At 39.6% G+C, this 25750-nt stretch carries 18 protein-coding genes; 10 read left to right on the forward strand and 8 right to left on the reverse strand.

The genetic code is table 11. The annotated features are described in order from the left end of the window. Window positions 1-479 precede the first annotated feature (479 nt). Window positions 480-1874 carry a NarK family nitrate/nitrite MFS transporter gene (locus ACE3G9_RS01745; RefSeq protein WP_449218310.1) on the reverse strand — a complete coding sequence of 465 codons (1395 nt, stop codon included), beginning with the start codon at window positions 1872-1874 and terminating at the stop codon, window positions 480-482. Window positions 1875-2214: 340 nt separating this feature from the next. Here ACE3G9_RS01745 and narX point away from each other — a divergent pair, with 340 nt between their 5' ends. Both narX and narL read left to right on the forward strand, forming a co-directional pair. Further along, the gene (gene narX / locus ACE3G9_RS01750; protein ID WP_449218311.1) at window positions 2215-3999 is read left to right on the forward strand and encodes a nitrate/nitrite two-component system sensor histidine kinase NarX; all 1785 of its coding nucleotides are present in this window, start codon (window positions 2215-2217) and stop codon (window positions 3997-3999) included. A gap of 13 nt (window positions 4000-4012) precedes the next feature. After that, the gene (narL, locus tag ACE3G9_RS01755) at window positions 4013-4663 is read left to right on the forward strand and encodes a two-component system response regulator NarL (RefSeq protein WP_417880639.1); all 651 of its coding nucleotides are present in this window, start codon (window positions 4013-4015) and stop codon (window positions 4661-4663) included. 86 nt (window positions 4664-4749) lie between these two features. Here the strand turns inward: narL and ACE3G9_RS01760 are convergent, their stop codons facing one another. The 7 genes from ACE3G9_RS01760 to ACE3G9_RS01790 form a co-directional block, all read right to left on the reverse strand. Further along, window positions 4750-6234 carry a tripartite tricarboxylate transporter permease gene (locus tag ACE3G9_RS01760; protein WP_449218312.1) on the reverse strand — a complete coding sequence of 495 codons (1485 nt, stop codon included), beginning with the start codon at window positions 6232-6234 and terminating at the stop codon, window positions 4750-4752. 9 nt (window positions 6235-6243) lie between these two features. After that, entirely contained in the window at window positions 6244-6687 is a 444-nt protein-coding gene (locus ACE3G9_RS01765; RefSeq protein ID WP_417880637.1) for a tripartite tricarboxylate transporter TctB family protein, read from the reverse strand. Window positions 6688-6756: 69 nt separating this feature from the next. Continuing rightward, entirely contained in the window at window positions 6757-7689 is a 933-nt protein-coding gene (locus ACE3G9_RS01770) for a tripartite tricarboxylate transporter substrate binding protein (protein ID WP_449218313.1), read from the reverse strand. A gap of 13 nt (window positions 7690-7702) precedes the next feature. Beyond that, a complete protein-coding gene (locus ACE3G9_RS01775) occupies window positions 7703-8173 on the reverse strand; it encodes a hypothetical protein (protein ID WP_417880635.1) in 471 nt (156 codons plus the stop codon). Window positions 8174-8470: 297 nt separating this feature from the next. After that, window positions 8471-9790 carry a lysine N(6)-hydroxylase/L-ornithine N(5)-oxygenase family protein gene (locus ACE3G9_RS01780; protein ID WP_449218314.1) on the reverse strand — a complete coding sequence of 440 codons (1320 nt, stop codon included), beginning with the start codon at window positions 9788-9790 and terminating at the stop codon, window positions 8471-8473. Window positions 9791-10021: 231 nt separating this feature from the next. After that, window positions 10022-12811, reverse strand: coding sequence for a GNAT family N-acetyltransferase (locus ACE3G9_RS01785; RefSeq protein WP_449218315.1), 2790 nt, complete (start codon window positions 12809-12811; stop codon window positions 10022-10024). A 46-nt stretch (window positions 12812-12857) separates the two neighbouring features. After that, on the reverse strand, window positions 12858-14033 hold the full coding sequence (locus ACE3G9_RS01790; protein ID WP_417880632.1) for an MFS transporter: 1176 nt from the start codon (window positions 14031-14033) through the stop codon (window positions 12858-12860). Window positions 14034-14204: 171 nt separating this feature from the next. On the opposite strand from ACE3G9_RS01790, the gene ACE3G9_RS01795 reads away from it, so the two are divergent. The 8 genes from ACE3G9_RS01795 (at window position 14205) to ACE3G9_RS01830 (ending at window position 25742) form a co-directional block, all read left to right on the forward strand. Then, window positions 14205-15953, forward strand: a complete 1749-nt coding sequence (locus ACE3G9_RS01795; protein ID WP_417880631.1) for an IucA/IucC family protein — start codon at window positions 14205-14207, stop codon at window positions 15951-15953. A 150-nt stretch (window positions 15954-16103) separates the two neighbouring features. After that, on the forward strand, window positions 16104-16871 hold the full coding sequence (locus ACE3G9_RS01800) for an ABC transporter ATP-binding protein (RefSeq protein ID WP_449218316.1): 768 nt from the start codon (window positions 16104-16106) through the stop codon (window positions 16869-16871). 42 nt (window positions 16872-16913) lie between these two features. Continuing rightward, entirely contained in the window at window positions 16914-17852 is a 939-nt protein-coding gene (locus ACE3G9_RS01805) for an ABC transporter substrate-binding protein (protein WP_449218317.1), read from the forward strand. Then, a complete protein-coding gene (gene fhuB, locus ACE3G9_RS01810) occupies window positions 17853-19868 on the forward strand; it encodes a Fe(3+)-hydroxamate ABC transporter permease FhuB (protein WP_449218318.1) in 2016 nt (671 codons plus the stop codon). Window positions 19869-20146: 278 nt separating this feature from the next. After that, a complete protein-coding gene (locus tag ACE3G9_RS01815) occupies window positions 20147-22357 on the forward strand; it encodes a TonB-dependent receptor (protein ID WP_449218319.1) in 2211 nt (736 codons plus the stop codon). Between the two features lie 418 nt (window positions 22358-22775). Further along, window positions 22776-23963 carry a M24 family metallopeptidase gene (locus tag ACE3G9_RS01820; protein ID WP_449218320.1) on the forward strand — a complete coding sequence of 396 codons (1188 nt, stop codon included), beginning with the start codon at window positions 22776-22778 and terminating at the stop codon, window positions 23961-23963. Between the two features lie 47 nt (window positions 23964-24010). After that, a complete protein-coding gene (locus ACE3G9_RS01825) occupies window positions 24011-24499 on the forward strand; it encodes an Lrp/AsnC family transcriptional regulator (protein WP_449218321.1) in 489 nt (162 codons plus the stop codon). Between the two features lie 121 nt (window positions 24500-24620). Next, window positions 24621-25742, forward strand: coding sequence for a DNA cytosine methyltransferase (locus tag ACE3G9_RS01830; RefSeq protein ID WP_449218322.1), 1122 nt, complete (start codon window positions 24621-24623; stop codon window positions 25740-25742). Window positions 25743-25750: the final 8 nt, after the last annotated feature.

The following is a 25750-nucleotide window of genomic DNA, read 5'->3' on the forward strand; positions in this document are numbered from 1 at the left end:
GCACATTTAAATGTGCCACTGTGGTTGCTATTTTCTTCAGGGTCAATAGCGAAAATTACGGAATTTTATGCAAGTAATTTATAGGAAGCTTGACGATTAAAAAACTTTTATATTCTTTCTCATTTTTTATAGGTAGGATTTGTTAATTCAACAAATTTAACGTCTACAAAAGAATTGATTGCTTAGATAGTAAGTTTATAGCTATACCAAATGGCAACATATTCACTCTTACTTTTAAACAATCCTTGAATACGATTGCTCTGGAAATCTGAGCACAGATTAAGAGAGCAATGCCAATTTTTAACGTCTAGTTGATGAGTGTCGAAATAAGACAAAGTATTGCCTCCAATCTCAGACATATTAATTAGATATAATTATAATCATTTATTAACCCCTGACATTTATTTATATCTTTAGATAATTATTAGTAGCCTTTACAGCTGGTATTTTTTAAAACCTATTAATCGATTCGATCTTAATTATTTCTTTTCATAACGTCCGTATACCGCCCATGTCAAAATGATGCATACGATGTAAAAGCCTAAGAAAACCTTCATAGCACCCAGTGGCGAGCCAGTTAATGCTAAAGACGTTCCAAAAGCTTTTGGGATAAAGAAGCCACCAATGGCGCCTATTGCTGAGATAAATCCCAGAGCGGCAGCGGAGTCTTTGATGGCCCGTGCTTGTGCTTTTTCTTCATCACCACCATTTTCACGCAGCATTCTTTCTACCGTTAATTGTCGGAATACCACAGCAATCATTTGGAATGTTGAGCCACTGCCCAGACCTGCGGTTGCGAATAACATCATAAACCCGATAAAGAATAATTCGAAATTACCGTTTTCTGAGATTTCTCCAGGTAAGAAATAGAATATCGAAGCGGTAAAGATTGCCATTAAAATAAAGTTAATGGTGGTAACTCTGATCCCGCCAAATTTATCCGATAGCGCGCCACCAACTGGTCTCATTAATGCGCCTAATAAAGGGCCAATAAAGGCGATATGAATGATATCTACCGTTGGGAATTGTGTATTGGTTAACATTGCAAAGCCGGCTGAAAATCCAATAAACGAGCCAAAAGTGGATAAATATAAGAAACTTAATATCCACATGTGAGGGCGTTTTAATACCGGTAATTGATCCGATATTGATGCTTTGGCTGTCGCGAGATCATTCATCCCAAACCAAGCTGCCAACGTCGCAATAATAATAAAAGGGACCCAAATCAATGGCGCATTCGCGAGCCACAACATGCTTCCGTCTGGCTGTTGAGAACCAGAAATAAAGAAGCTAAAGATCCCCATAGATACGGCAAGTGGGGCTAATAATTGCAACACACTGACACCAAGATTACCCAAGCCACCATTCAGGCCAAGCGCCCCACCTTGCTTATGTTTAGGGAAGAAAAAGCTAATGTTGGACATGCTTGAAGCAAAATTACCACCAGCAAAGCCACACAGCAGGGAAATTAAAACAAATACGGAATAAGGAGTATTGGGATTTTGGACGGCAAGGGCCAACCAAATACAAGGTATTGCAAGAAAGGCCGTAGTGAAAGCTGTCCAACGACGTCCTCCCACAATCGGAACCATAAATGAATAGGGGATGCGCATGATCGCACCAGATGCCGAAGGTAATGCAGTCAATAAAAACAATTGATCTGTGGTGAAACTAAACCCCACTTTATTTAGATTGATCGAAACCGTACTAAATATCATCCAAACGCAAAACGACAATAACAAACAAGGAATGGAAATCCATAAGTTCTTCCGAGCAATATGTTGTCCTTCTTGCTGCCAAAATATTGGATCTTCAGGAACCCAATGGGTTAAAACCTTGCTGATATTTTTATTATTATGAATGGTCGATTCCATTTCAAAGTCCTTAGTTGGGAGAAAACTTCGATTAGCTTTGACCTATTTTTGAGAGGGCTTTTTGACACATATCAAGTGGATGTGCATTTTTTAGTATTGAAAAGAGGTTGCATGGACAATATAGGTAGTTATCGATTTGCTTTTATTTATCTTAATATCAATTGCTTATGATTCTTCTCTTGATTGTGTCATCGATAATATTGATACGTGGATATTAAGTGATACCCACAAATGGTTATATGGTTCTATGGGGAAAAGCATAAAATATCGACTCATTCTTTTCAAAATGACTGTTATGACACAAGTTAATTTGCAGAAATCAAAATTAAAACGAAGCCCAATGACTTTCTTTTGGAATCCTTTTTCTTTAGTCAGTAAAATTTCTGTCTCTATGTTGGTGATTTCGCTATGTGCCATTGTCGGAATGTCGGTGTCAGCCTGGTTTGCAAATAGTATTCAAGGAAACGCTCATGCCATAAACCGAATTGGCTATATGCGGATGCAAAGTTTTGAATTGCTTTCATTACTCCCTCTTAATCAAAAAAAAGATGACGTTTTAACCGCAATTGATAAAAGTCGTCATTCCCAATTTTTGGAAGATTATTTACAAGAGCGCGGTTTTTCAGACGAGTATAAAAATGTGCATGTCTATTGGCTTGAAGTGGTAAAGCCAAGCCTATTAACTGCGAAGATTCCTGATGAAGCAAGAGGTGAGATCACTCAATATGTCTCTCAATTAGATCAATTAGTGCATTTGATTGATAAAGAAACAGAACACCGTCTATGGATTTTAAAATCCTTACAAACCCTTTTTATTTTTCTTCTTATAATCCTGTTACTGGTGAATATTGTTCATTTACGGCGTCGTATTTTTCATCCTTGGCGTCAGCTATTAACTATGTCATTTCATTTGAAAAATGGTCACTTACAATCTCGTTTTCCTGCGACCAATAAAAAAGATGAACTACATCAATTGGGAACCATGTTTAACAGCATGGCGGATAAACTTGAAGGCATGTATGCCAACTTAGAATCTTTAGTGACAATCAAAACCCAGAGTTTGACGTATAAGAATCGGTTACTCGATTTTCTAAATCGTTCCAGTGGTGCTTTGATTCTAGATAAAAATGAACGCTACTGTGCATTATTTTCTCCTATTATTTTTGAGTTGAAAGAGATTACAGGCTACAAAAATATTACCTTAGAAATTGCTGATTATCATAAATCGGCGAATCAACAAGTTGTCACCACTGCACAATATCAGCGACCAGAAAGCTGTTTAGACAATCACTGTGATACTTGTTTTTATACGATGTCTGATGTGTCCGATGTTGTAGGTTCAGTGAAGGCGTGGGAATTAGAAGATGGATTACGCAGTTACGGTCGCCTTAAAATTGATTTCTTCGTAGAGCAACAAGCTTCGGATGATGAATTGCAATTGATTGATACTTTAAGCAAGCAAATCACGCGTTCGTTAGCCTCTAAATATCAAGAACATCTCAATAGTGAAGTGTTGCTCGCAAATGAAAGGGCAACCATTGCTCGTGAGCTACATGATTCTATCGCACAATCTCTGTCTTGTATGAAAATACGCTTAAGTTGTTTGCAAATGCAAAATGCACAATTTTCGGATGATCAAAAAACCTTAGTCGCAGAAATGCGCCAAGAAGTGGACACCGCCTATAGTCAACTTAGGCATTTACTCACTACGTTCAGATTAAAAGTGACGGAACCTGGGTTATTGCCAGCCCTTGAAAATACCATTGAAGAATTTAATGAGAAACTTGGTTTAATCATTCAGCTAAATTTTGATGCACCTGCCAATAGTATTTCTGCTCATCAAGCTGTGCATATTGTTCATATTATTCGAGAAGCTTTATCCAATATTTATAAACATGCCCATGCCAGCTCCGTTGATATCGATGCTAAATACGATCCTACGAATCAAAAAGTATCTATATCCGTGATTGATAATGGTTGTGGTATGAGCAGAATCACCGAACCTAAAAATCATTATGGCATTACTATTATGAGAGATAGAGCAAAGTCGTTACCTGGTAAGTTTAATATTGAATCAGAACTAGGAATGGGAACTCGTATTAATATTGAATTCTCGCCTCAATAAAAAAGGTATTGCTATGGAAATACAACACACTGATAAATCAACCATATTATTAATCGATGATCATCCAATGCTTTGTGGTGGGGTCAAGCATTTAATTGAAATGAGTAGTCATATGCAAGTGGTAGCAATGGCTCATAGTGGTGTAGATGGTATTGAGCTAGCTGAAAAATACGATCCAGATCTTATTCTTTTGGATCTTAATATGCCAGAGATGAATGGTCTTGAAACGTTGCGAGAATTGCGTAATTGTCATTTATCAAGCCGAGTTATAGTGTTTACGGTATCGAATTATAAAGGGGATTTGACTAATGCGATTAAACTTGGTGCTGATGGATATTTACTCAAAGATATGGAACCGGAAGAGTTATTAAAAGCGATTGAGCAAGCTTGTCATGGTCAGATGGTATTAAGCCCTGAAATGGCACCTATTTTAATGGAAGGATTACGTAATAAGAAAGTACAACGCGGGATTGATAGTTTAACTAAGCGGGAATTCCAAACGTTAAAGTTAGTTGCGACAGGTATGACGAATAAGATGATAGCTCGTAAACTTGATATTGCAGAAGGAACGGTGAAGGTCCATGTCAAAAGTTTGCTAAAAAAATTGAATTTACGTTCACGTGTTGAAATGGCAGTGTGGGTTCACGAAGAAAATATTTGTTAACCAATTGCTCATAGGGATATTGATAAAAGTGCCGACACTTTGATTAAGATGTCGGCACTTTTTATTTATGATTGAAATTGAGAAAATTAAGCGTCTTTATTCGCGCGCTTTTTCATTTTCATTGTAGAGTAAACCGATAAAACAGCCAATACAATAAAGGCTAAGGCAATCGGTCTATCGTATAGGAAAGACCAAGAGTTATCATACATTAACAATGACTTGCGCAAGTTGGTTTCCGCCATTGGTCCCAAGATGATAGCCAGTAAAATCGGTGAAGATGGAATATCTAATTTACCGAGAATAAAGCCTAAAGCACCGAAGCCAATTGCGATACCAATATCAAACATTGAGTTGTTGATGGCATACGCGCCGACAATTGATAAGAAGATAATAATCGGGATCATTAAAATCTTAGGTACTTCAATAATGCGACAGAAAAAGCGAATGCCAAGTAGGCCGACAATCAACATCACTATGTTAGCCACCAGCATTGAACTGAACACGCCGTAAACCACTTCCGGGCTTTGAGCAAATAGTAATGGTCCAGGGGTTAAACCTTGAATGATTAATGCCCCAAGAAGTACTGCCGCTACCGCATCGCCAGGAACACCTAAAGTAAGCAGTGGCACTAATGAACCGCCAGTTACACCATTGTTACCGGCTTCAGCCGCCGCTAAGCCTTTCACCGATCCTTTACCAAACTCATCAGGATTCTTTGAAGATCGTTTTGCTTCGTTGTAACAAACAAAGGCAGAAATATCAGCACCGGCACCTGGTACTGAACCTATGGTTGTTCCCATTAATCCGCTTTTCACTGCCGTCGGCATCATTTCTTTTAAATCTTTCTTACTGAGTAATTTACGATCAAACTTAGGTGGTTTGATTTGTTTTTCAGACAAGATTTTTTCGATTTGATTTAGCGCTTCAGATAGAGCAAATAAACCAATTAGCACTGGAATTACATTCACACCGCTGTATAAATCCATCACGCCAAAGGTAAATCGTGGAACACTACTGATTGGATCTAAACCGACAGTGGAAATCAATAAGCCAATTCCGCCTGCTAATAAGCCTTTGAGAATGTTTTGTGAAGACACACTGGCAATAATCGTTAAACCAAATAACGCTAAAGCAAAATACTCAGGAGCGTTAAATTTTAAAGCAAACTTCGCCAAAAGAGGGGAGATGGCAATCAGCACTATGGTACTGATCAATCCACCAACAAAAGAAGCAATGGCAGAAATACTTAATGCACGTGCGGCTTGTCCATTGGAAGACATGGTATATCCATCCAGTACACTGGCAGCAGATGCGGGAGTGCCAGGTGTTTTAAGCAAAATAGCCGCAATGGAACCGCCATAAATGCCACCGATATAGACACCAATGAGCATCACTAACGCGGCGGTAGGCTCCATACCAAAAGTAAAAGGTAAAAGAATTGCAACCCCCATAGTGGCGGTTAAGCCGGGTAGTGCACCTAAGATAATGCCGCCCAATACTCCAAAAATCAGGACAGGCAGAACTTCAAAACTGAATGTGACGGCTAAGCCGTTCAATAAATGCTCTAACATAACCGCCTCTTAGAAAAATACGCCTTGTGGCAAAGAAATAAAAAAGACTTCGCTGAATAAGTAATAAACAAAGAAGACAAAAATCGTCGAAAAAACGTAATACATAGGTTTTTTGATTTTTAGGAAGATTAAATAACTAGTAAAGGCAATAAGTGAAGCGGCTAAATAGCCAATGAAATAAATTAATGAGGCATACAGAATGAGAAATCCAACTCCAAATAAAGACAGTTTGGAGAAAATTGGAGGTAGTGTCTGTTTTGTTCTTTGTATAATACTTTGAAGCATCAATACACAAGATAGAATAATAATGCCGAACGCAATCACTCGAGGAAAGAATTTTGCGTCAACGCTAGCATCCTGGAACATGGGCTTATCAAATTGGCTGATCACAATTAATGCGCCAATACTCATCAAGATCATTAAAAAGGGGAAGGTAAGGTTTCGATCTTTCATAATAAACTCTACAACTTAATTAGTTAATTGAGCAAAAATGGAGCCTGTAGGCCCCATTTTTTGTTGTTACTATTTGTCGTTAATGAGTGCGCCTAATGCTTTAGTATCTTCAGCAACAAACTGAGTGAACTCTTCAGCATTGAGGTTATGAATAGTCATCGCCCCTTTTGTCATGAATCCTTTGAACTCATCGCTCGCCATTGCTTGGTCAAACGCTTTACCTAGAGTTTCAATTACTTCATCAGGTGTGCCTTTCGGTGCACCAATACCACGCCATGTACCTGTTACTACATCGACACCTTGCTCTTTTAAAGTAGGTACTTCAGGAAGGTAATCAATGCGCTCTGCAGACATTACGCCCAATGCTTTTAGTTGGCCTGAACGCAATTGAGCAATCGCTTCTCCTGGCGTTACCATAGTCACATCAGTGTGCTTACCTAGTACCGCAGGAATCGCTTCTGAAGCACCGTTGTATGGAATCGCATTCAGTTTGATGCCTTCTTTTTTCTCAAGCGCCATTAAGTAAAAGTTGGGAGCTGCTGTTGATGCAAGTTTTAGTGAACCTGGTTCTTTCTTTGCTTCTGCAATAAGGTCATTAATGGTGTTGTATGGGCTATCTTTTGACACAAGCACGACTGCAGGATCAAGGTTTACCATACGGATTAATTTAAAATCACTCGCATCGTGTTGCATCAACCCCATTTGAGGTAAAGAGGAAATTTCACGAGTGACTACGGTTAGGGTATAGCCGTCTGGGCGTTGTTGTGCACCAAAACTCATACCAACTGCACCCGCACCACCAGTACGATTCATTACAGTAATGTTTTGCCCTAAAACATCTTTCGCAGAGTTAGCCAGTGTTCGACCAACTGCATCCGTGCCACCACCGGCACCAAATGGAACAATAAGGCGAATGTTTTTGGTTGGATAGTCTGCGGCAACCGCGGTGGTTGACAAAAGAATTCCAGCTGTAACAAGCAATTTTTTTAATAAATTATTCATGGCAGTCTTTTCCTTATCTTACAGGTTGTGTAGGGTTAGAAATTTTATTGTTTTGATATTCACTCATAGTTATCTGTTCAATTGCCACTGCAATCCAACCACTAATTAGCATGTCATACCATTGCTCTACGCCACTACATGCCACAACAATATTGCCGTAAACAAATGAGCCATAGAACAAAATGTCGCCTTCTCTAATTGAAGCGGGGTGTTGAGTTTGAGCATTAATATTTGCCACAGAGTTTCGCCATGCTTGTTTGGCTTTTTGGCGAGCAAGTTGCTCAAAAGGAATCGTCCAAGTTTCTGGTTTGCCTAATGATTTCTCATACAAAATGGCATTTTCAAATGAACTTTCCCAAGGCTTTAACTCAGGATTCATTACTACGATATGAAGCTCTTTTCGATTTGTTCTTTCAAAAAGCTTTTCAATAGATGGGGTTACGACGTCTATTGCATCTTTAACAATAGATTCTGCATTTAACATAGACTCTCTCCTTGATTCACCATTTTTAGTATATTGTAAGACAAATGGTGGTTTTTTATTGTGGAGAGGAGTTGCTAGCACCGTCACATTCTGGATCTATAAAGTGTGGCGGTAATCATAAAAAGCCTCTGAAATAGGTTGATTTATGAACATTATATTATTGCTGAAACTCCATCTTGAAGTGACTTGAGTATTAGCAAGATTTAATTCAGCTAAATGAAGGGGGGAAGTTAATGGTTTTGATTAAACTAATGATTCAAAAATAAAGATCTAGATTAGACTAGATCTTTATTTCAGTCACATAGAGATTACATTGGCAAAGTTATGCTGTGGTTCAATATCCAAACCCCAATCGAGAATATTTTGCTCTTCATCAAGTTCATAAATGTTATTTTGGCATAGGCTATTGACGATTTTAGCAGCTCGCCATGCAGCTAAGCTAAGTTGAGGCTCGGCAATGCCGTGGTTATCGGTACCAGAATTTACAATGTAAATACGATTGTTCTGCATTCCTTTCCATTGCAAACAGTAGTCGCTACTGAGTATGAGTCGGTTGCGTGGGTCGGTGATCATCAGTGGTTTTAAATGATCTAAACATGCCGGGAGGTCATGGGTAAAACCAGTACAGAGAATGACAATATCTGCTTTTACCGTTTGGATTTTCTGGGTCAGACCATGCTGAATGTCTAATTGATATTCTCCATTTCTATATTGACCTGATATTAAGCTCTGATGAGGTTTGATTGACCACCATTTAGGGTTTCGTAATACATATTTGTCGTGATAGAGACGTTGATATAATCCATTTAAACAACTTGACGTGACACCGTCACTTGCTAGTTTCTGGTGGGAAACTTCACGATGTTTATTCTTTTGGTCTAGGTGGTAAAACTGATTGACGTAATCGGGCATGAAATATTGATCAGTAAAGCAACCTTCGTCTAATTGTTCGATATTCGGGCGTCGAGAAATCCAATCAATATTCTCAGGTCTACCGAATTGTTGATCAAAGGTGTGCTGAAATATATCTGCGCCAGTTTGTCCTCCTCCTATGATTGCAACTCGTTTTCCTGTTAAGTCCGGCGCGCGTAAAGCCAATTCACTTGCATGAAAACAGTGATCGGATACCAACTCACGGATACATTCAGGTATATGCGGTTGCATGCCGGTTCCTATGATTAAATCTTTGCTGGTGTAACGCTCTGTTTCTGAATGAACAATAAACTGATTGTCGACGTAATCGACGTGTTGAATGTTACAGTCAAACTGGGTGTTGGGTAATTGATGGGCAGTCCAAGCAAGGTAGTCCGAGAACTCTAATCGTGAAATGACTGACTGACCAGAGGCACAAAATGGATAGAATTTATGCTGTTTTACCAAGTAATTTAAAAAGCTGTATGGGCTTGTGGGGTCGACGGCACTGACTAGGTCTTTTAAAAACGAAGTCTGCATTTTTGCATCGCTGAGTAATAAGCCTGGGTGCCAACTGAATAAAGGCTTTCTTTCTAAGAATCGCGTTCGCAGTTGTGTTTTTGACTCTTCAATTAATGCTGCAATGCTTAAATTAAATGGGCCAAGTCCAATTCCAAGGCAATCAAAATCTTGTGGATTATTCATGATGTGTTCCCTACAGGTATTAATACCAATCTCATTAATCATCTAATCATTCTTACTTGTGAAAAGCCTCGATAACTGCGTTATAAATTTTGATTGTAGAGTAACTACTTATCGAAAATTTATGCCTTGTTCTCAAGGCTTTTTCCTACGTAATCTCTGATCATCTAATTAATTTGATTGGTATAAGCAATGTCAGTGATGATGTGTTTAGCATCACTGACAGTGGCGAAATTAAAAAATGACGTTTTCAAAAAAATCTTGACGTTGACATTGCAGCAATGCAGCACGCTTATGTGGAAAATCAAATTCGAACTGTTTTTTCATGCCAATTCGTTCCGTGATTTTGACGACTCGATAGTTTTTCGCGTTTGGCTCACCTACTGTGCTCATGGTTTGCGGTTCAACTAAGAAGCAATAATGTAGAATCGACTTGCCCCACGCATCAAAGTAGGTGCCCCCTCGGTAGTCAAAATTACCAACTAAGATGTGTACACCTCGGTCATAGTCTTGAAATTCGTAATAAGGCCCTAGACGATCTTCGGCTGCCCAGTACACTTCAAAATATCCAAAAGCGACCCCATCGAATTCTCCAATAACGGCAAATTGATGTGGGTCTTGTTCTAATTTTTGCAAGTATTGTGAATGCATCCCTAAGCTACCTTCTAGTTCCCAAATTGGCGACGTTAATGGGTGATTATGCCAACGGTGGAAAATGTCTAAATCGCGGTGAATTTCGATCATTCGAAACGACACTGTACGCTTTAGGTGGTAACAATAGCGTTGATAGACAGTACCCACGGGTTTAGGCGGACGGATAGGATGTGAAATGCCGTTGGGCGCTGTTTGTCTTTGTTTTGACTCTGTGATTTGTGCTGGTTGGTGCCATATTGGAGCTATTTGTAGAAAGGTTTTATGTAATAGCTTTTCATCTGTTAGGTGAGGGAGAACAAAGTCAGGCCAATGTCCACAATGTAGCTCGGCTTTATGACTAGTATAAAACGCGTGCTCTGTTGCGCTCCACCACAACATCGGCTCGGTTAATTTGGTATCGATATAGATCTCACCTTGAGACAAGATTAAATCGAATTCGCCTTGTAATACTCCCAACTCATATATTGCGAACCGTTGATGTGAATGATCTTGTTCAGTCAGAATTTGTAATGACTCAATACAAATACTACGTGGTTGATGGGAATTGGAAGGTAAAGGTTTATATAGTCTCTCTTTTGGTTGAGCGTCATAAAATGGATTTTCAATTTCGCAATAAATCTGACTAGGGTCCAGTAAAGTTGATTCGTTAAAGTTAGATAAGAAACAGAAAAAATTACGCTTCCATCTTAGTGTTGGTGATTTGAGTAAGTAATCATAGAAACCGGAGTCTATCGGTCGAGCTTGACGCCATTGAGAAAATGTGTGTTGGCAACTAGACCATAGTTCATGCTCCTTTATTTGCGTATCTGCACAGATGGTTGCAATGGTATTGAGTAATGTATTGCCAACCAAATAATAAGAAAGGTAGGGATCAACTTTATCTTGTGACACAAAATACTCGGGCTCTTGGTTATCGAAAAGCTCGGAAAATTTTTGAAGGGCAACATCCGTTAATCCAATCCCTTGGCAGTCTCGATATTTCATACCGATTGGTAGGTTATTATCAATATCTAACAGGATGTTTTGTTGGTGTGCTAAAAAAATGATGCCGTAATCACTACGAGCAATACATAATGGGTGAATAACGTTGTTCATAAATTGATTTAGCCATTGACGCGCTGCTACCGATAATGGCAGTTGATTTTCTTGTGCGTAGCTTTTGACCCATTGTCCTATTTGACTTTCACCATTGATATTTTGATTCGCAGTGGCCAGAAGATGAGTATTGGGTTGAGTGGTGAGGGAATCTTGAAAGTGGTAAAAGACATTTTCTCTTAAGCAAACTAAAGGTAAGTCTAGACACTGACCATTTGAGTCTTTTACTGAAGCCCAAATTGGCTCTTGGATAAATTCAGTGTTAGGCATTCTTTGTTGCATCTCTTGACCCACAGCAGTCTGTAATATCTGACTAAACTGAACACCTCGTTTGGCTTCTTTTTCACTAAGTAGGCGTAAAGAATTGGTTAACTTAACCGGCAGAGAGACTTTGAGCATCCAAGCCAATTGAGGGTGATAAATCGCTCTAGTGGATGAAGTAGCAGTCCAGCCATGCGTGCAGAGTTGACAATCAACAACATATTCAGATAGGCCGTGCTTTTTAATGTTTTCTCGCCACTCTTTGGCTTGTAATGGATGCATAGGTAGTGCAAGCCAACCTTGTTGAATTAGCGAAGGTATATGATGGGTTGTTTTTCCATCTAAAGATAAATTGCTTTGTAATAGCGCTTTAAAGGTATGGAGAAGCTGCGATGCTTCTGTTTGTGAGGCGATGTAATTAGGGTGGATGGCGAACCATTCAATGGCAAAACTTTGAGCGTATTCCGGAAGGTACGCATATTGCTGTTCTTCCGTTAAAGGTTCGCTGCTTTTCGGTGCTGGGTGCATGCTATGTCCACCAACTAAAGATTGTTCTGATTGAATGAAACAATCTGCCGAAAGATCGAGCTGAGAGCGTTGCTCTAGTGCTAACATTGCACGATTAATATAGCGTGTTGACTCTCCGACTCGGTTAAAGAAACGATCATGCGTTTTAGAATCTATATGAGGGTAGTAGTAAGAGACTAATAACGATACGGCACGTGAAAAATCGATTTTATTAGCATTATTTATATTTGAATCTACTTGGTACTTGTCGTTAGTTTCTGCAAAGTTAATTAAATAAATATCGCCTTGATAACGATGACGCCCTAGTGCCGATACATAGCTTAATGGTAAGGCTAATTGTTGTTCACCAAGTGAAATATAAAGGTGTTGCTGAACGACTCGACAACCTGTTGTTTCCATCAAAAAACTATTGAAAAAGCTTTGTAATCCTAAACTTGAGGTGTGTTGTACTGTGCTATCTGGAATAGCTAATGGGTAGATAGACATATGTTTTCCTTTATATGAAGCAGTGACGGTCCATAAATTGGACAGGTTAATTTACGATTGAGGCTTGGGTGAGGTGTTGACGTTTAAGCAACACCGCACTAAGCACTAATATTGAAATAAACATGATCAGCAGATATTCAGCGTTGATATTTAAGTAGACTGCTAAAGATGCCAGTGCAGTGCCAATCAGGTGCCCGCTAGAATGAGATTGCGCTAAGAGGCCGCTGAGTTGACTGGTATGGGGAGTGTCTCGATTAACAAATAAAAGTTGCTTGGAATACCAGGCTGGTAGATTTGATAACGCAATGGTCAATGCTGTGCTAAATATAATTAACGTTATCAAACTATGTTCAAAAGTGGCGAGAATGTAGCCACAAAAAGCAAGAGGCCAACTGATGAAGTGCCAAATCAATGTTGGTCGAGCTAATAATTTAGGGGTGAGCCACATTTGATTGATGGTCATTAAACTGCTAATTGCCAACATCATACCCGCAAGGTAGTTGGATATTTGCTGGGAGTTTAATCCTAACTTACTTAAATAAGGCACTAGCATTAATTGGTATATAGCGACCAGCATGGTAGTTAAACATGCAGTCAAAAAGGTCAATTTATATGCCTGAGCTAGCTTTATTGAAGAAACCGCTTTGGTATGATTGGGGATGAAAGTCAGGTTTAAATCGTTTTTAGCTAACCATTTTATGAACAATAAACTCACGCCGATAGGGAGTAGTGTGAGTAACAGAATATTGGATAACCCTAAAGGTAAAAAAACCAAAGTCGGGCCGAGTAATCGACCAAGCGTGGCGATACCACTGAGTTTTGATATGTTATTTAATTCGGCAGGTCGCTTGTGAGTGAGATAGGTTTGTCCTATTGGCATAAATGCACTGCTGAATAAACCAAGTCCAAATCGACTTAATGCGGCTAACCAAAGTTGCGGACTTGATAAGTGAAACAGGGCGGCAATGAAAAGAATATGACATGTTATATATCCAATCCCTGCGATCCAATAGGCTTGTGTCAAACTTATACGATTAAGATACTTTCCCCATATCCCTGAACCCACCCAATAACTAATTAAATTGACATTAATCGCTATTGCGATCAGTCCTAATTGATGGCTTTGTGCATCGACGTTAAAAAGCACGGCTATTTGTGGTAGGAGTGCGATCAGTAATGTCTGATTAATTCCTAAAGTAAATAGTGATCCAAATAACCACATAAAACACAAACCTAAATGATAATGCAAATAATTATCATTATGATTGTTGATCTTTGGTGTGGATGTCAATACATTAAGGGGGATTTTTGGTGATTATTTCGTGCTACATAAGTTTGTCATACGAATAAATATCAATGACTTATTTGTGGTTATTGGGTGGTAGGAGGCTGCATGTCATATAAATTTTGGGAACAAGCAAACCGTAATTTGATTGGTAAAACATTAAGTGAAATTCATTTTGAGCAGTTAATTGAATGTGCACCATTGAGCGCTCAAGCACCTAATACTCAAACATCGAGCAAGGAAAGTTATGTACTCGATTTCGGGGATCATCAATGGAGATTTGAAGCACAAGAAACGGTATGGGGCATGCTCAACATTGATAATGCTTCCATTCAATCGAGTCATGGTGAAGTCCCTTTATTAAATGATTTATTGATCGATTTACAACCTGTACTCAATATTTCTGATATGAATTTAGCTGGCTTTTTTGAAGAGGTTCAGCAGACGCTAAGAAGTGAGTTGCGTAGCTTGGAAGTCCAACAAGGGCTTACCGCTTTTGATATTGTTCAGTGTGATGAAATCACGAGACAAAAATATTTAAATGCTCATCCTAAATTAATCGCCAATAAAGGCCGTTTAGGGTGGGGGGAGCACGATCTTGAGCGTTATTCTCCTGAATCAGGTCAAGCATTTGCACTACATTTCTTGGCGGTGGATAAATCGATTTCTGTGTCTGGGTTTAAAGTTGGCTTAGATATTCAGGATTTATTTGCTTCTTTTGTCACCGAGCAGGAATGGCATTTGCTACTCGATAAATTGCCGTCAGATGGGTTAGATCAGTTTGATATTATTCTTGTACATCCATGGCAGTTGCAGCGTTATCTTCAAAGCCAATTTTTACAGTATTTCGTTGAAAATAAATTGATCGATCTCGGTACAACGACAGTGAAGTGGTTGGCCCAGCAATCGATTAGAACATTAACGGCAGAAATACCGAGTGTGGATGTAGACATCAAAACCGCATTAACGATCTTAAATACCTCTTGCTATCGAGGGATTCCTGGCAAATATATTGCGCATGGTGCACGTATCTCAACTTGGTTGGCGGATATTGCAAAACAAGATGTGGTTTTAAATGAGCTTGGCCTGCGAGTTCAACAAGAAATTGGTGGGGTGTATTGCCCTCATCCTTATCAATCTAAAATCGACGGGCCATATCGTTATCAAGAAATGCTGGGTTGTATTTGGCGAGAACGTGCAGAAAGCTTACTGAGTGAACACCAAAGACCTCTTTCAATGGCAACCCTAATGCAAAAAGATTTAAGTGGTGAGCCGTGCATTGAAGCGTTAATTCACTTATCAAATCGAACTCCTCAAGATTGGTTGAAAGCGATGTTTACTCATGTTGTGGTGCCTATTTATCATTTAATGGCTAAATATGGTGTGGGAATCGTAGCGCATGGACAAAACGTCACTTTGATTTTACAAAACCACTTCCCAGTTGGCTGTTTGATTAAAGATTTTCACGGTGACTTGCGATTAATCGAGCAAGATTATCCTGAGCTTTCAACACTTGATCATGATATTCAAGCCAACCTTGTTCGTTTGCCGGCTCATTATCTTATCCATGATTTACTTACTGGACATTTTGTGACGGTGCTGCGTTTTGTTTCTCCAATGCTTGAAGCTGGTGGAGTGAGTGAGCCGGAATTTTACCGATTACTAAAAAGTACTTTGCAGGACTACCAAGCTCAACATCCGGAATTGAGCGAACGTTTTAAAGCTTTAGATCTATTGACTACCCATATAGATAAGATTTGTCTTAATAAAGTACGTTTTAAAATTGGATTAGGAGATAGCAGTGAAAGGCCATTACCAGAATTAGCCGATCCTATCGCCAACCCGCTACTTATCTAGTTATTTAGACTACAGAAAAGGATAAATTCTGATTCAGAAAATATCAAAAAAAGTGCCATTGAATTGTATATAAATTTAAAACGTTATTGATACTGGTTATGATAATCATTACTATTTGTGGAGTTTGATTTGCTTAGTGAGCTTAAGGATATGTTTCGATTACAGGATGTTACGTTTGAGACTCAAAATAAAACCATTTTAAGTCCGATGTCTTTAAGCTTTGAAAAGGGCAAGGTCACCAGTTTGCTTGGTCATAATGGTAGTGGGAAATCCACGTTGATTAAGATGTTAGCAAGGCAACAGCAAGCCAGCCAAGGCTGTATTTTATTAGATGAAGAACCATTATCTGAATTATCGGCCAAGGAATTTGCACTTAAAGTTGCTTATTTACCGCAACATCCCCCGTTGACTGATGGGGTCAAAGTTCGCGAGTTAGTACGCTTTGGTCGTTATCCGTGGAAAGGGTTGTTCGGCCGCTACACCTCCCAAGATGAAGAATATATCGATCAGGCCATTGAGCAAGTGGAGCTCACCCATATGCAAGACCGTTTTGTGGCGACGCTTTCTGGTGGCGAAAGACAGCGTGCTTGGATGGCGATGTTACTGGCACAAAAAAGCGAATGTATTTTATTAGATGAACCTACTTCGGCATTAGATGTTGCTCACCAATATGAATTATTAGCCTTGGTGAGAGAGTTAAACCAGGAATTAGGGTTAACCGTGATCATGGTGCTGCATGACATCAATATGGCGGCAAGATTCAGTGATCATATGGTGGCGTTACATTCAGGAAAAGTGTTAGCCAGTGGCGCGCCTGATGAGTTAATGCAGCAAGATGTTCTGCATCAAATTTACGGCATCCCACTCGATTTATTTGTTCATCCTGAATCTGGTCATGCGATCAGCTATATCCGTTAATTGGTACTCATCATATATAGATGTATTTAAAAGGAAGTTTGTATGAAAAGCTGGTTAGTCTCATTCTTAATGCTGTGGGCATCGTTTAGTTCTCACGCTGAAAGTTTTAAGCATGAGATGGGGGTAGTTACATTTAATTCCATCCCACAAAAAGTTGTGGCATTGGATTGGGTGTTGACGGAACATTTGTTAGCGCTCGGTGTGACTCCAGTAGGTATTGCGGATGTTAAGGGTTACCAAGCTTGGGTTGTCTCACCACAATTACCGGAAAGTGTTGTCAGTGTTGGTTCAAGAAGAGAGCCAAACCTAGAGCTACTCGCACAAATGAAGCCAGATCTTATTTTGATGAGTGATGCGATGAGTCCAGCTTATCAAAAGTTGAATGCCATTGCGCCAACCATGGTGTTAAGTATTTATACTGATTCACATCAACCGATAGAAAATGCCAAATCTCAAGTTCGTAATCTCGGTAAAGTGTTACATCGTAGTGAGCAAGCAGAGCAAGTGATTGCTGATTTTGATGAAAAGATCCAAGCTAACAAACAGCGTATTGAACAGTTCGAAAAAGATTCTCAAACAACTATTTCTCCCTTGTTATTGATCCGTTTTATCGGTGAGCAACATATCCGCATCCATGGTAATGCTTCTTTATCTGGAGAAACGATTCAGTTGATGGGATTAACCAATGCTTGGCAACAGCAAGGCAATAGCTGGGGGTTTAGCTCAGCTACCGTTCAACAATTAGCGCCATTTCAAGACTCTGAAGTTTTCTATTATGGACCATTAACCGGTGATGAAAGAAAACTGCTCAATAGTAATCCTATTTGGAAAGTCATGAAGTTTGTACGTGAGCAGCGTGCCCATGAGTTACCACCGGTATGGACGTTTGGCGGACTGTTAGCTGCGCAAAAGTTCAGTGATGAAGTTACTCGAGCCTTAACGCAAACTAACACTATAGAATCACAGGTTAAGGCAAAGTAGATGGACGCTGCGCTCCCGACTCCTTTTAAATTTGGTGTGATGAAATATGGTGTCTTCGTTGCGCTGATCATTGGGTTATTAAACCTATTGATTAAAGCTAGTATGCCGTATTCATTACCTATTGATCAGTTGGTTCAAGCTTTATTCTCTCCTGATCAAGAAAGCTATCAGCAAGTTATCTTGCATTACAGTTATTTTCCACGTTTGATGATGGCGTTGTTGTGTGGCGCAGGATTGGCGCTTGCTGGCTCCGTAATGCAAACCGTATTAAGGAATCCATTGGCTTCACCAACCACGCTAGGTGTGGCTTCGGGTGCTCAGTTAGGGGTTGCGATTGCATTATTACTTCCTTTATCGGCTTGGCATTCCGAGCTGAGTGGTTTGTTTTGGCTGACACCGAAAACGCTCGCTTTTATCGGTGGATTAATGGCGACAGGTTTAGTGTTTTTACTGACCGCCCACAAAGGCTTTGCACCACTACAAATGGTGTTAGCAGGCATGGTGGTGACATTATTCTTAGGCTCACTCAACATGGTGTTGATCCTATTTAATGAACAGCAATTAACTGGCTTGTTTATTTGGGGAGCCGGAGCATTAGATCAAAATGATTGGAGTGGTGTCGCGCATTTATTGCCACAAATTGCGATTGCATTATTGCTCCTGCTAGTGATTCAGCGTCCATTGTCTATTTTGCAGCTCGGTGAAGATGTTGCCTCATCGATTGGCGTCAAAGTGGGGTTATTGCGGATCGCTGCTTTGGTGATTGCGGTGTTTGTCACCTCAAGTATTGTCAGTGAAGTGGGTATTATCAGTTTTATTGGTTTGGTTGCCCCAAGTCTTGCCAAATTATTAGGGGCCAGACGACTGATTTCTCAATTATTGCTCAGTACGTTAATGGGCGCGGTTTTGTTGCTTTTAACTGATCTATTAGTCATGCCTTTTGCGGGAGTGGCAGGGGAGTTATTACCAACAGGTTCAGTCACGGCTTTGATTGGCGCGCCGTGTTTACTGTGGCTATTGAATAAACAAACCTGGTCGAGTTCGCAAAAGTTTCAGCCAGGCTCTGATCCACAATTTTCTGAACAAACCTTCCTACCAGTATTTGTGATTTCAGTATTGGTGTTAGTGGCGTTTACTTTGATGTCTTTGTTTTTAGGACAAAGCCAATTCGGCTGGCAACTGAGCTTTGCACATAGCGTTTTAGATTTAAGAATGCCAAGAGTACTGGTGGCGATTTTTGCCGGTTCTGCATTGGCATTAGCGGGTAGCATTATTCAACGAATTACGGGCAACCCAATGTCGAGCCCGGAAGTGATTGGTATCAGTTCTGGTGCTGCTTTTGCTTTAGTGCTGGGCGTGTTGTTGTTTGGTTCGGTGACGCGTTTTGAGCAGTTACTGCTTGGCACTGGTGGAGCCTTATTCATCATGTTTATGGTGTGGTGGTTTAGCCGTAAGAGCCAACTTTCGCCAGTGAAAATGTTATTGACAGGTGTGGCATTAAGCGCCTTATTAGATTCATTGATTCGAATTTCATTAGCCTCTGGTAACGAGCAAGTGAAAGCCTTATTAGCTTGGTTATCCGGTTCAACTTATTTAGTGGCGTGGTCAGATTCCTTACTTTTGATCGTTGGCACGGTATTGTTAGCGGCTGGATTATTTACTTGTCACCGCTGGCTAGATTTGATGGCGCTAGGCAATATTACCGCGAGTGCTTTAGGGCTGAATACCTATCGAGTTCGACAATGTTTAATGTTGTTTGCATCGATGCTTACTGTGTTGGCTGTGATTGTGGTGGGGCCGCTGAGTTTTGTCGGTTTATTGGCACCGCATATGGCTAAATCAATGGGACAATATAGCGCACGACATCAAATGCTCTTGTCCTGCGCGATAGGCAGTAACATCATGTTATTAGCGGACTGGTTAGGTCGCAATATTTGGTTTCCTTGGCAAGTACCTGCAGGGCTGCTGGCATCACTGATTGGTGGTGGCTACTTTATCTATTTGTTAAGAAAGTAAAGTTAAATAGTAGGAATAATAAGGTTGAGCATTTAAATTCAACCTAAATTTGTAGCTTGAATAATCGATAGCTACAACATTGTATGAAGTTGGTCATAGAGCCAATATAACGGGATAATTATTATCAGATATAGTAATAATTATCATTGGTATTTCGATTATCAGTAGTGGGTTTCTATTACGATAGTGGATTATCAATAGCGTTAATCGCTAAGAAGAATGAATGGGCATTTTTTAATAAAAACAGTATAGAGAGATGAAGTTAAATGGAAATCAACATGTTAAAAGGACTCAACTTGCCACCAAAAAAATTAGCACCAGTTAGCTTGGCATTAGCGGTTGCAGGTGTTTCAAGCTTTTCCGTTCAGGCCGAAGAAAAAAGTACATCATTAGATACCGTAGTAGTGGTGGCAAGTACTGCACCTAAAAGTATTAGTGATATTCCAGGTACGGTTTGGTATGTAGATCAAGAGCGCATCGAGGAAGAAGCGCGTAGTGGTAAAAGTTTAGGGGACATTTTAGCTGCAACTATCCCCTCATTAGATATTGGTAGCCAAGGAAGAACGAATACTTCACAAAACTTACGTGGCCGCTCTGCCTTGGTAATGATTGATGGTGTATCGCTAAATTCATCTCGTTCGATTAGTCGCCAATTTGATTCTATCGACCCATTTAATATTGAACGAATTGAAGTGCTTTCAGGTGCAACTTCTGTTTATGGTGCAGGGGCAACTGGCGGAGTAATTAATATTGTTACTAAAAAAGCGCGCGATGAAGGCTTACACGCTGAAACTTATGTTGGTGGTGGTAGCAGTTTTAATAACGGTGAAGATTATGATGGAAAAATTGCCCAATCGATCAGTGGAGGTAATGAGAAGGCTCGTGGTCGACTTTCTGCTGTTTATCATGAAACAGGTGCTAAATACGATGCCAATGGCAACATCATTGTACCAGATATTACGCAAGGCTCTTTACAATACAATACCGTTTTAGATTTGATGGCAACTGGTGAATTGAATTTAACTGATAGCCAAAGCTTATCCATTCTCGCACAATATTATGATAGTCAACAAGATAGCCCTTATGGTATCGACTTTGGAACATACTTTGCTGGCTTAAGAGATGAAAGCCAACTGAATGTTCGTAGTAAAGGTTATGAATCGGATCGCCAAGGTGGCACAGAACGTTATATGGTGAATGTGAATTACTTAAATTCAGACTTTTTAAACCAACAACTAATGATTCAAGCTTCCTACCGTAAAGAAAGTTTGTCATTTATTCCTTTTATTTACGGTACATATATGGCTGCGTCAGAGCAGGATACAGAAGTAGTTAGTCTGCGTATGGCATTATTAAAAGACTTTGGTCGCTTTAACCTTTCCTATGGCCTTGATGGCTACATCGATACTTTAGATAGTAGTCAAGATATGTTTGACCAAGCAACAAGTTATGCAACAGGTGGTTTAGTTAATAAAACCTACGCCACCATTGGCAGATACCCAGGGACTGAAGTTGCCTCTGTCGCAGGCTTTATACAAGGCGAGTACAATATTACCGATGATTGGACAGTGCAGGGCGGCTATCGTTATCAATATATTAATAATAAAATTGATGACTTTGTTAGCGCCAACGCTCAATCTACGATTGCTTTAGGTGGTGCAATTTCTGCAGATACTATTGAGGGTGGTAGCACAGACTACGCGGTGGGATTATTTAATTTAGGTACTCTTTACCACATTAATAACCGTAATCAAGTATGGGCTAACTTCTCGCAAGGTTTTGACTTAGCCGATCCTGCTAAATATTACGGGAATGGTAATTATCAAACTGATGCAAATGGCCACATGAACCTAATCGATAGTGTTAATGTGTCTGAAAGTAAGTTAGAGGGAATGAAAACCAACAGTTTCGAAGTAGGTATGCGAAACCAAGTGGGTGAATTAAGTATTCAGACCGCTGCTTATATATCATTATCAGACAAAGTGACCTCTTACGATAAAAGTACTCTTGCGGTATTAGTTTCTGATTTCGATAAACGTGTATATGGCTTAGAAGCAGAGCTTAATTATTGGTTAACTTCTAATCTACAAATAGGTGGTCTAGGTCATGTTGTCCGTAGTGAAGAAAAAGATGCTAATGGTGATTGGGTAAAATCTGCGGTCACGACATCAAGTGCATCAAAAATGGGAGCTTGGGTCGGTTGGTATGATGATATTTACGCTTTACGTTTACAAAGTAACACTATGTTTGATTTAAGTGATGGTTCTGATAATGAACTGGATGGTTACACGACAGTTGATTTAACCACGTCGGTTAAATTACCAGTAGGCAGCTTAGGGTTTGGCATTCAGAACTTACTCAATGAAGATTACACCACGGTTTGGGGACAACGTGCTCAAATATATTACGGTAATTCGGCACCAGCATCGGTATTTGATTACAAAGGTCAAGGCCGAACTTATATGCTGAGTTATCAGGTTAAGTACTAATTTTCAAATTTCAGCATTATAAAAATTGATAGAAACTTACCTAAAAACAGATACATCGCGTGTCTGTTTTTTTTTGAAATACATTTTTTAGGCAAATCCCATTCTCTGAACCATACTGAAATTATGACGGTTTTATTATTCAACCTTTTTTAACCTGCATCAGGCAGGGATAGGCCAATCGAAATAAGTTGTCATCAGGCTTAATTCCAAAACCTAAAGTTAAGCTATTAGCCATCAATAATCGCTTTTAATATCCGTTTCAAAAATGGCTCGATAGTTGCTTAACTCTCACTATGTAAGCTTCGAATAACGACTTATTTGGATTGGTATTAATGTAATCGATCTCTGATGTTAAATGATGGGATTGCGGTTTTTTTAATTGCAAATTAGACGCTGCATTTATCAAAGAGGAATGGATATGCAACGAGTTGTATTTAAGTTTTCGTTGGAAGAATATCAGCAACGCTTACTTAAAGTCCGTCAATCAATGGAAGAAAATGAACTGGACTTATTAATCATTCATGATCCTTCCAATATGGCATGGTTAACTGGATATGATGGTTGGTCTTTCTATGTCCCTCAATGTGTTGTGGTATCGACTAACGGTGAGCCAATTTGGTTTGGTCGCTATTTAGATGCTAATGGAGCATTTAGAACTGTCTATATGGCAGCTGAGAACGTCTTTTATTATCCCGACTACTATGTAATGAATCCTCATTTACACCCGATGGAATATTTGGTTAAAGCTGTTCTTACACCTAAATTATGGGACCGTGGGCGTATTGGCGTTGAAAAGGATAATTACTATTTTAGTGCTACGGCATTCGAGTGGTTGAGAGATAGTTTACCGAATGCACAGTTATTAGATGCAACTGGTTTAGTCAATTGGTGTAGGGCGGTGAAATCGGAGCAAGAACTATTGTATATGTATCACGCTGCGAGAATCGTTGAAAACATGCACAGAGTCGCCTTTGACATGATTGAGCCAGGATTACCAAAGCATCACTTGGTTGCGGAGATTAATCGTCAGGCTGTATTAGGTTATGAAGGGTACTTTGGCGACTATGCTTCGATTGTACCGATGCTACCTTCTGGTGCAGATGCTTCAGCGCCACACCTAACATGGGATGATCAGCCCTTTAATAAGGGTGAAGGTACCTTTATTGAAATGGCGGGAGTACATCGTCGTTATCATTGCCCATTATCTAGAACGATATTTTTAGGTGAGCCAGACGATGAATTTAAACGCGCCGATGAAGCGTTAACCATTGCCTTAGAGGCCGCGATGGATATCGCGAAGCCCGGGAATACTTGCGCTGATGTAGCTAATGTATTGCAAACCATTTTAGATAAAGCTGGTTTTGATAGAGCTGGGGCTCGTTGTGGTTATCCGATTGGTTTGAGTTATCCGCCGGATTGGGGGGAGAGAACCATGAGCTTACGCAGTAGTGATGACACGGTATTGCAAGAAGGCATGACGTTCCATTTGATGCCTGGTCTTTGGTTTGATAGTTGGGGATTGGAAACAACCGAAAGTATTGTGATTACATCACTTGGCGCTCAAGCTTTGTGTGATTATCCACGCCACTTGTTTATTAAGCATTAGAGTTTTCAATCACTAAGGATGACAGGATTTAATAGGCTGGAGGTATGATGCAGCTTGATCAATATGATATGAAAATACTGCAAATTTTGCAGGAAAATGGACGTATTACTAAATCGCAATTAGCGGATGAAATTCATTTATCTGTTAGCCCATGTTGGGAGCGAGTTAAAAAGCTTGAAAAAGCCGGAATTATTGAAGGTTATGGTGCTAGAGTAAACATCAATCAAATTTTAAAGCGCACGTCGGTTTTGGTAGAGGTTTCTCTAAAAGAACATCATTCGAGAGCGTTTAAACGGTTTGAATCGTTAATGTGTGAAACTCCAGAAGTTACGGATTGCTATGCCACTGGTGGTGGGGTTGATTACATTATCAAGGTACAGGCACAAGATATTGATCAATACCAACGTTTAATGGATTTATGGCTTGATTCCGACCTTGGAATTGATCGTTATTTTACCTACATCGTAACAAAAACCCTTAAACAAAATGTACTAACCCAGACCAGATTTGACAGTTACCCGTTTTTCAATCGGTGATAGTCAGATCAGGTCTGAACTATGATATCTAATCTTATGTAATATTGAGTGCTACTTCATCGTTGATACGCTAATATAGTCGGTCGTTATTTACTATTGTTAACAATTAAAGGCTACAGAGTTGTCTTCAGTAACTAAACCTATCATTTTTTCTTTCTTCTCAGGCAGTGGTTTCTTAGATCTTGGTTTCGAGCTCTCTGGATTCGATGTCCGCTTCGTAAATGAATTTCATCAGCCTTTTTTGGATGCTTATAAGTATTCAAGAAAACATATGAACTTACCTGAACCTAAGTATGGTCATCATCTAGGAAGCATTGATGATTTTGTTACTGGAGAGAAGAAGCTATTACTTCATGATTTAGTGCAAGGAGCAAAATCTGAAGCGTTAACAGGCTTTATTGGCGGTCCTCCTTGTCCTGACTTTTCAGTCGCAGGGAAAAATAAAGGTTCTGAAGGCGATAATGGCGTTCTAACTCGTGTTTATGTAGATTCAATAATCCAAAACCAACCTGATTTCTTTTTGTTTGAAAATGTGAAAGGTCTTTGGCGAACGGTGAAACACAGAGCTTTCTATGATGATATGAAGATTAAGCTCCAAGGTGCAGGTTATGTTCTAACGGACAGGTTAACGAACAGTATTGAATATGGTGTACCGCAAGACCGCGATCGTATTTTAGTGTTTGGTATTCATCGTAAACATGTAAGTGAAGAGTTTACGAGCGAGCAGCTAACTACTGATTTTCATTGGGAACGGGAAGTTAAATTTGATAAAGCTAAGGTTTTAGATAAATCTATCTGGCCAGAGTTTTCGGATTATAAAGAAAACTCTGTCCGTAAGCTTCCTAAGCATTTAGAAGAAGTTAACGAACTTACGGTTGAATATTGGTTTAAGAAAAATAAAGTCACCAAACACCTTAATGCTAAACACCACTTTCAACCGTACTCGGAAAGATTTAAGACAGTTTTAGAGGGAGATGTTAGTAAAAAGTCGTTTAAAAGGTTACATCGTAATCGTTACTCTCCAACTGCTGCATATGGCAATAATGAAGTACATTTGCACCCATATAAATCTCGTAGAATTAGTGCGGCAGAAGCCTTAGCTATTCAATCATTACCAAAAGAGTTTCAACTCCCTTCAACAATGACTCTATCCGATATGTTTAAAACTATTGGCAACGGTGTCCCGTATTTAGCTGCAGAAGGGGTAGCTAAAACCATTCGTACATACCTCAAGACCCTTTAAAGAAAAGG

Source organism: Vibrio sp. E150_018 (assembly GCF_053544035.1).

Excerpts from the sequence above, each read along its gene's own strand:
- ACE3G9_RS01745 (WP_449218310.1), bottom strand. The coding sequence starts at position 1,874 with ATGGAATCGACCATTCATAATAATAAAAATATCAGCAAGGTTTTAACC.
- narX (WP_449218311.1), top strand. The coding sequence starts at position 2,215 with ATGACTTTCTTTTGGAATCCTTTTTCTTTAGTCAGTAAAATTTCTGTC.
- narL (WP_417880639.1), top strand. The coding sequence starts at position 4,013 with ATGGAAATACAACACACTGATAAATCAACCATATTATTAATCGATGAT.
- ACE3G9_RS01760 (WP_449218312.1), bottom strand. The coding sequence starts at position 6,234 with ATGTTAGAGCATTTATTGAACGGCTTAGCCGTCACATTCAGTTTTGAA.
- ACE3G9_RS01765 (WP_417880637.1), bottom strand. The coding sequence starts at position 6,687 with ATGAAAGATCGAAACCTTACCTTCCCCTTTTTAATGATCTTGATGAGT.
- ACE3G9_RS01770 (WP_449218313.1), bottom strand. The coding sequence starts at position 7,689 with ATGAATAATTTATTAAAAAAATTGCTTGTTACAGCTGGAATTCTTTTG.
- ACE3G9_RS01775 (WP_417880635.1), bottom strand. The coding sequence starts at position 8,173 with ATGTTAAATGCAGAATCTATTGTTAAAGATGCAATAGACGTCGTAACC.
- ACE3G9_RS01780 (WP_449218314.1), bottom strand. The coding sequence starts at position 9,790 with ATGAATAATCCACAAGATTTTGATTGCCTTGGAATTGGACTTGGCCCA.
- ACE3G9_RS01785 (WP_449218315.1), bottom strand. The coding sequence starts at position 12,811 with ATGTCTATCTACCCATTAGCTATTCCAGATAGCACAGTACAACACACC.
- ACE3G9_RS01790 (WP_417880632.1), bottom strand. The coding sequence starts at position 14,033 with ATGTGGTTATTTGGATCACTATTTACTTTAGGAATTAATCAGACATTA.
- ACE3G9_RS01795 (WP_417880631.1), top strand. The coding sequence starts at position 14,205 with ATGTCATATAAATTTTGGGAACAAGCAAACCGTAATTTGATTGGTAAA.
- ACE3G9_RS01800 (WP_449218316.1), top strand. The coding sequence starts at position 16,104 with ATGTTTCGATTACAGGATGTTACGTTTGAGACTCAAAATAAAACCATT.
- ACE3G9_RS01805 (WP_449218317.1), top strand. The coding sequence starts at position 16,914 with ATGAAAAGCTGGTTAGTCTCATTCTTAATGCTGTGGGCATCGTTTAGT.
- fhuB (WP_449218318.1), top strand. The coding sequence starts at position 17,853 with ATGGACGCTGCGCTCCCGACTCCTTTTAAATTTGGTGTGATGAAATAT.
- ACE3G9_RS01815 (WP_449218319.1), top strand. The coding sequence starts at position 20,147 with ATGTTAAAAGGACTCAACTTGCCACCAAAAAAATTAGCACCAGTTAGC.
- ACE3G9_RS01820 (WP_449218320.1), top strand. The coding sequence starts at position 22,776 with ATGCAACGAGTTGTATTTAAGTTTTCGTTGGAAGAATATCAGCAACGC.
- ACE3G9_RS01825 (WP_449218321.1), top strand. The coding sequence starts at position 24,011 with ATGCAGCTTGATCAATATGATATGAAAATACTGCAAATTTTGCAGGAA.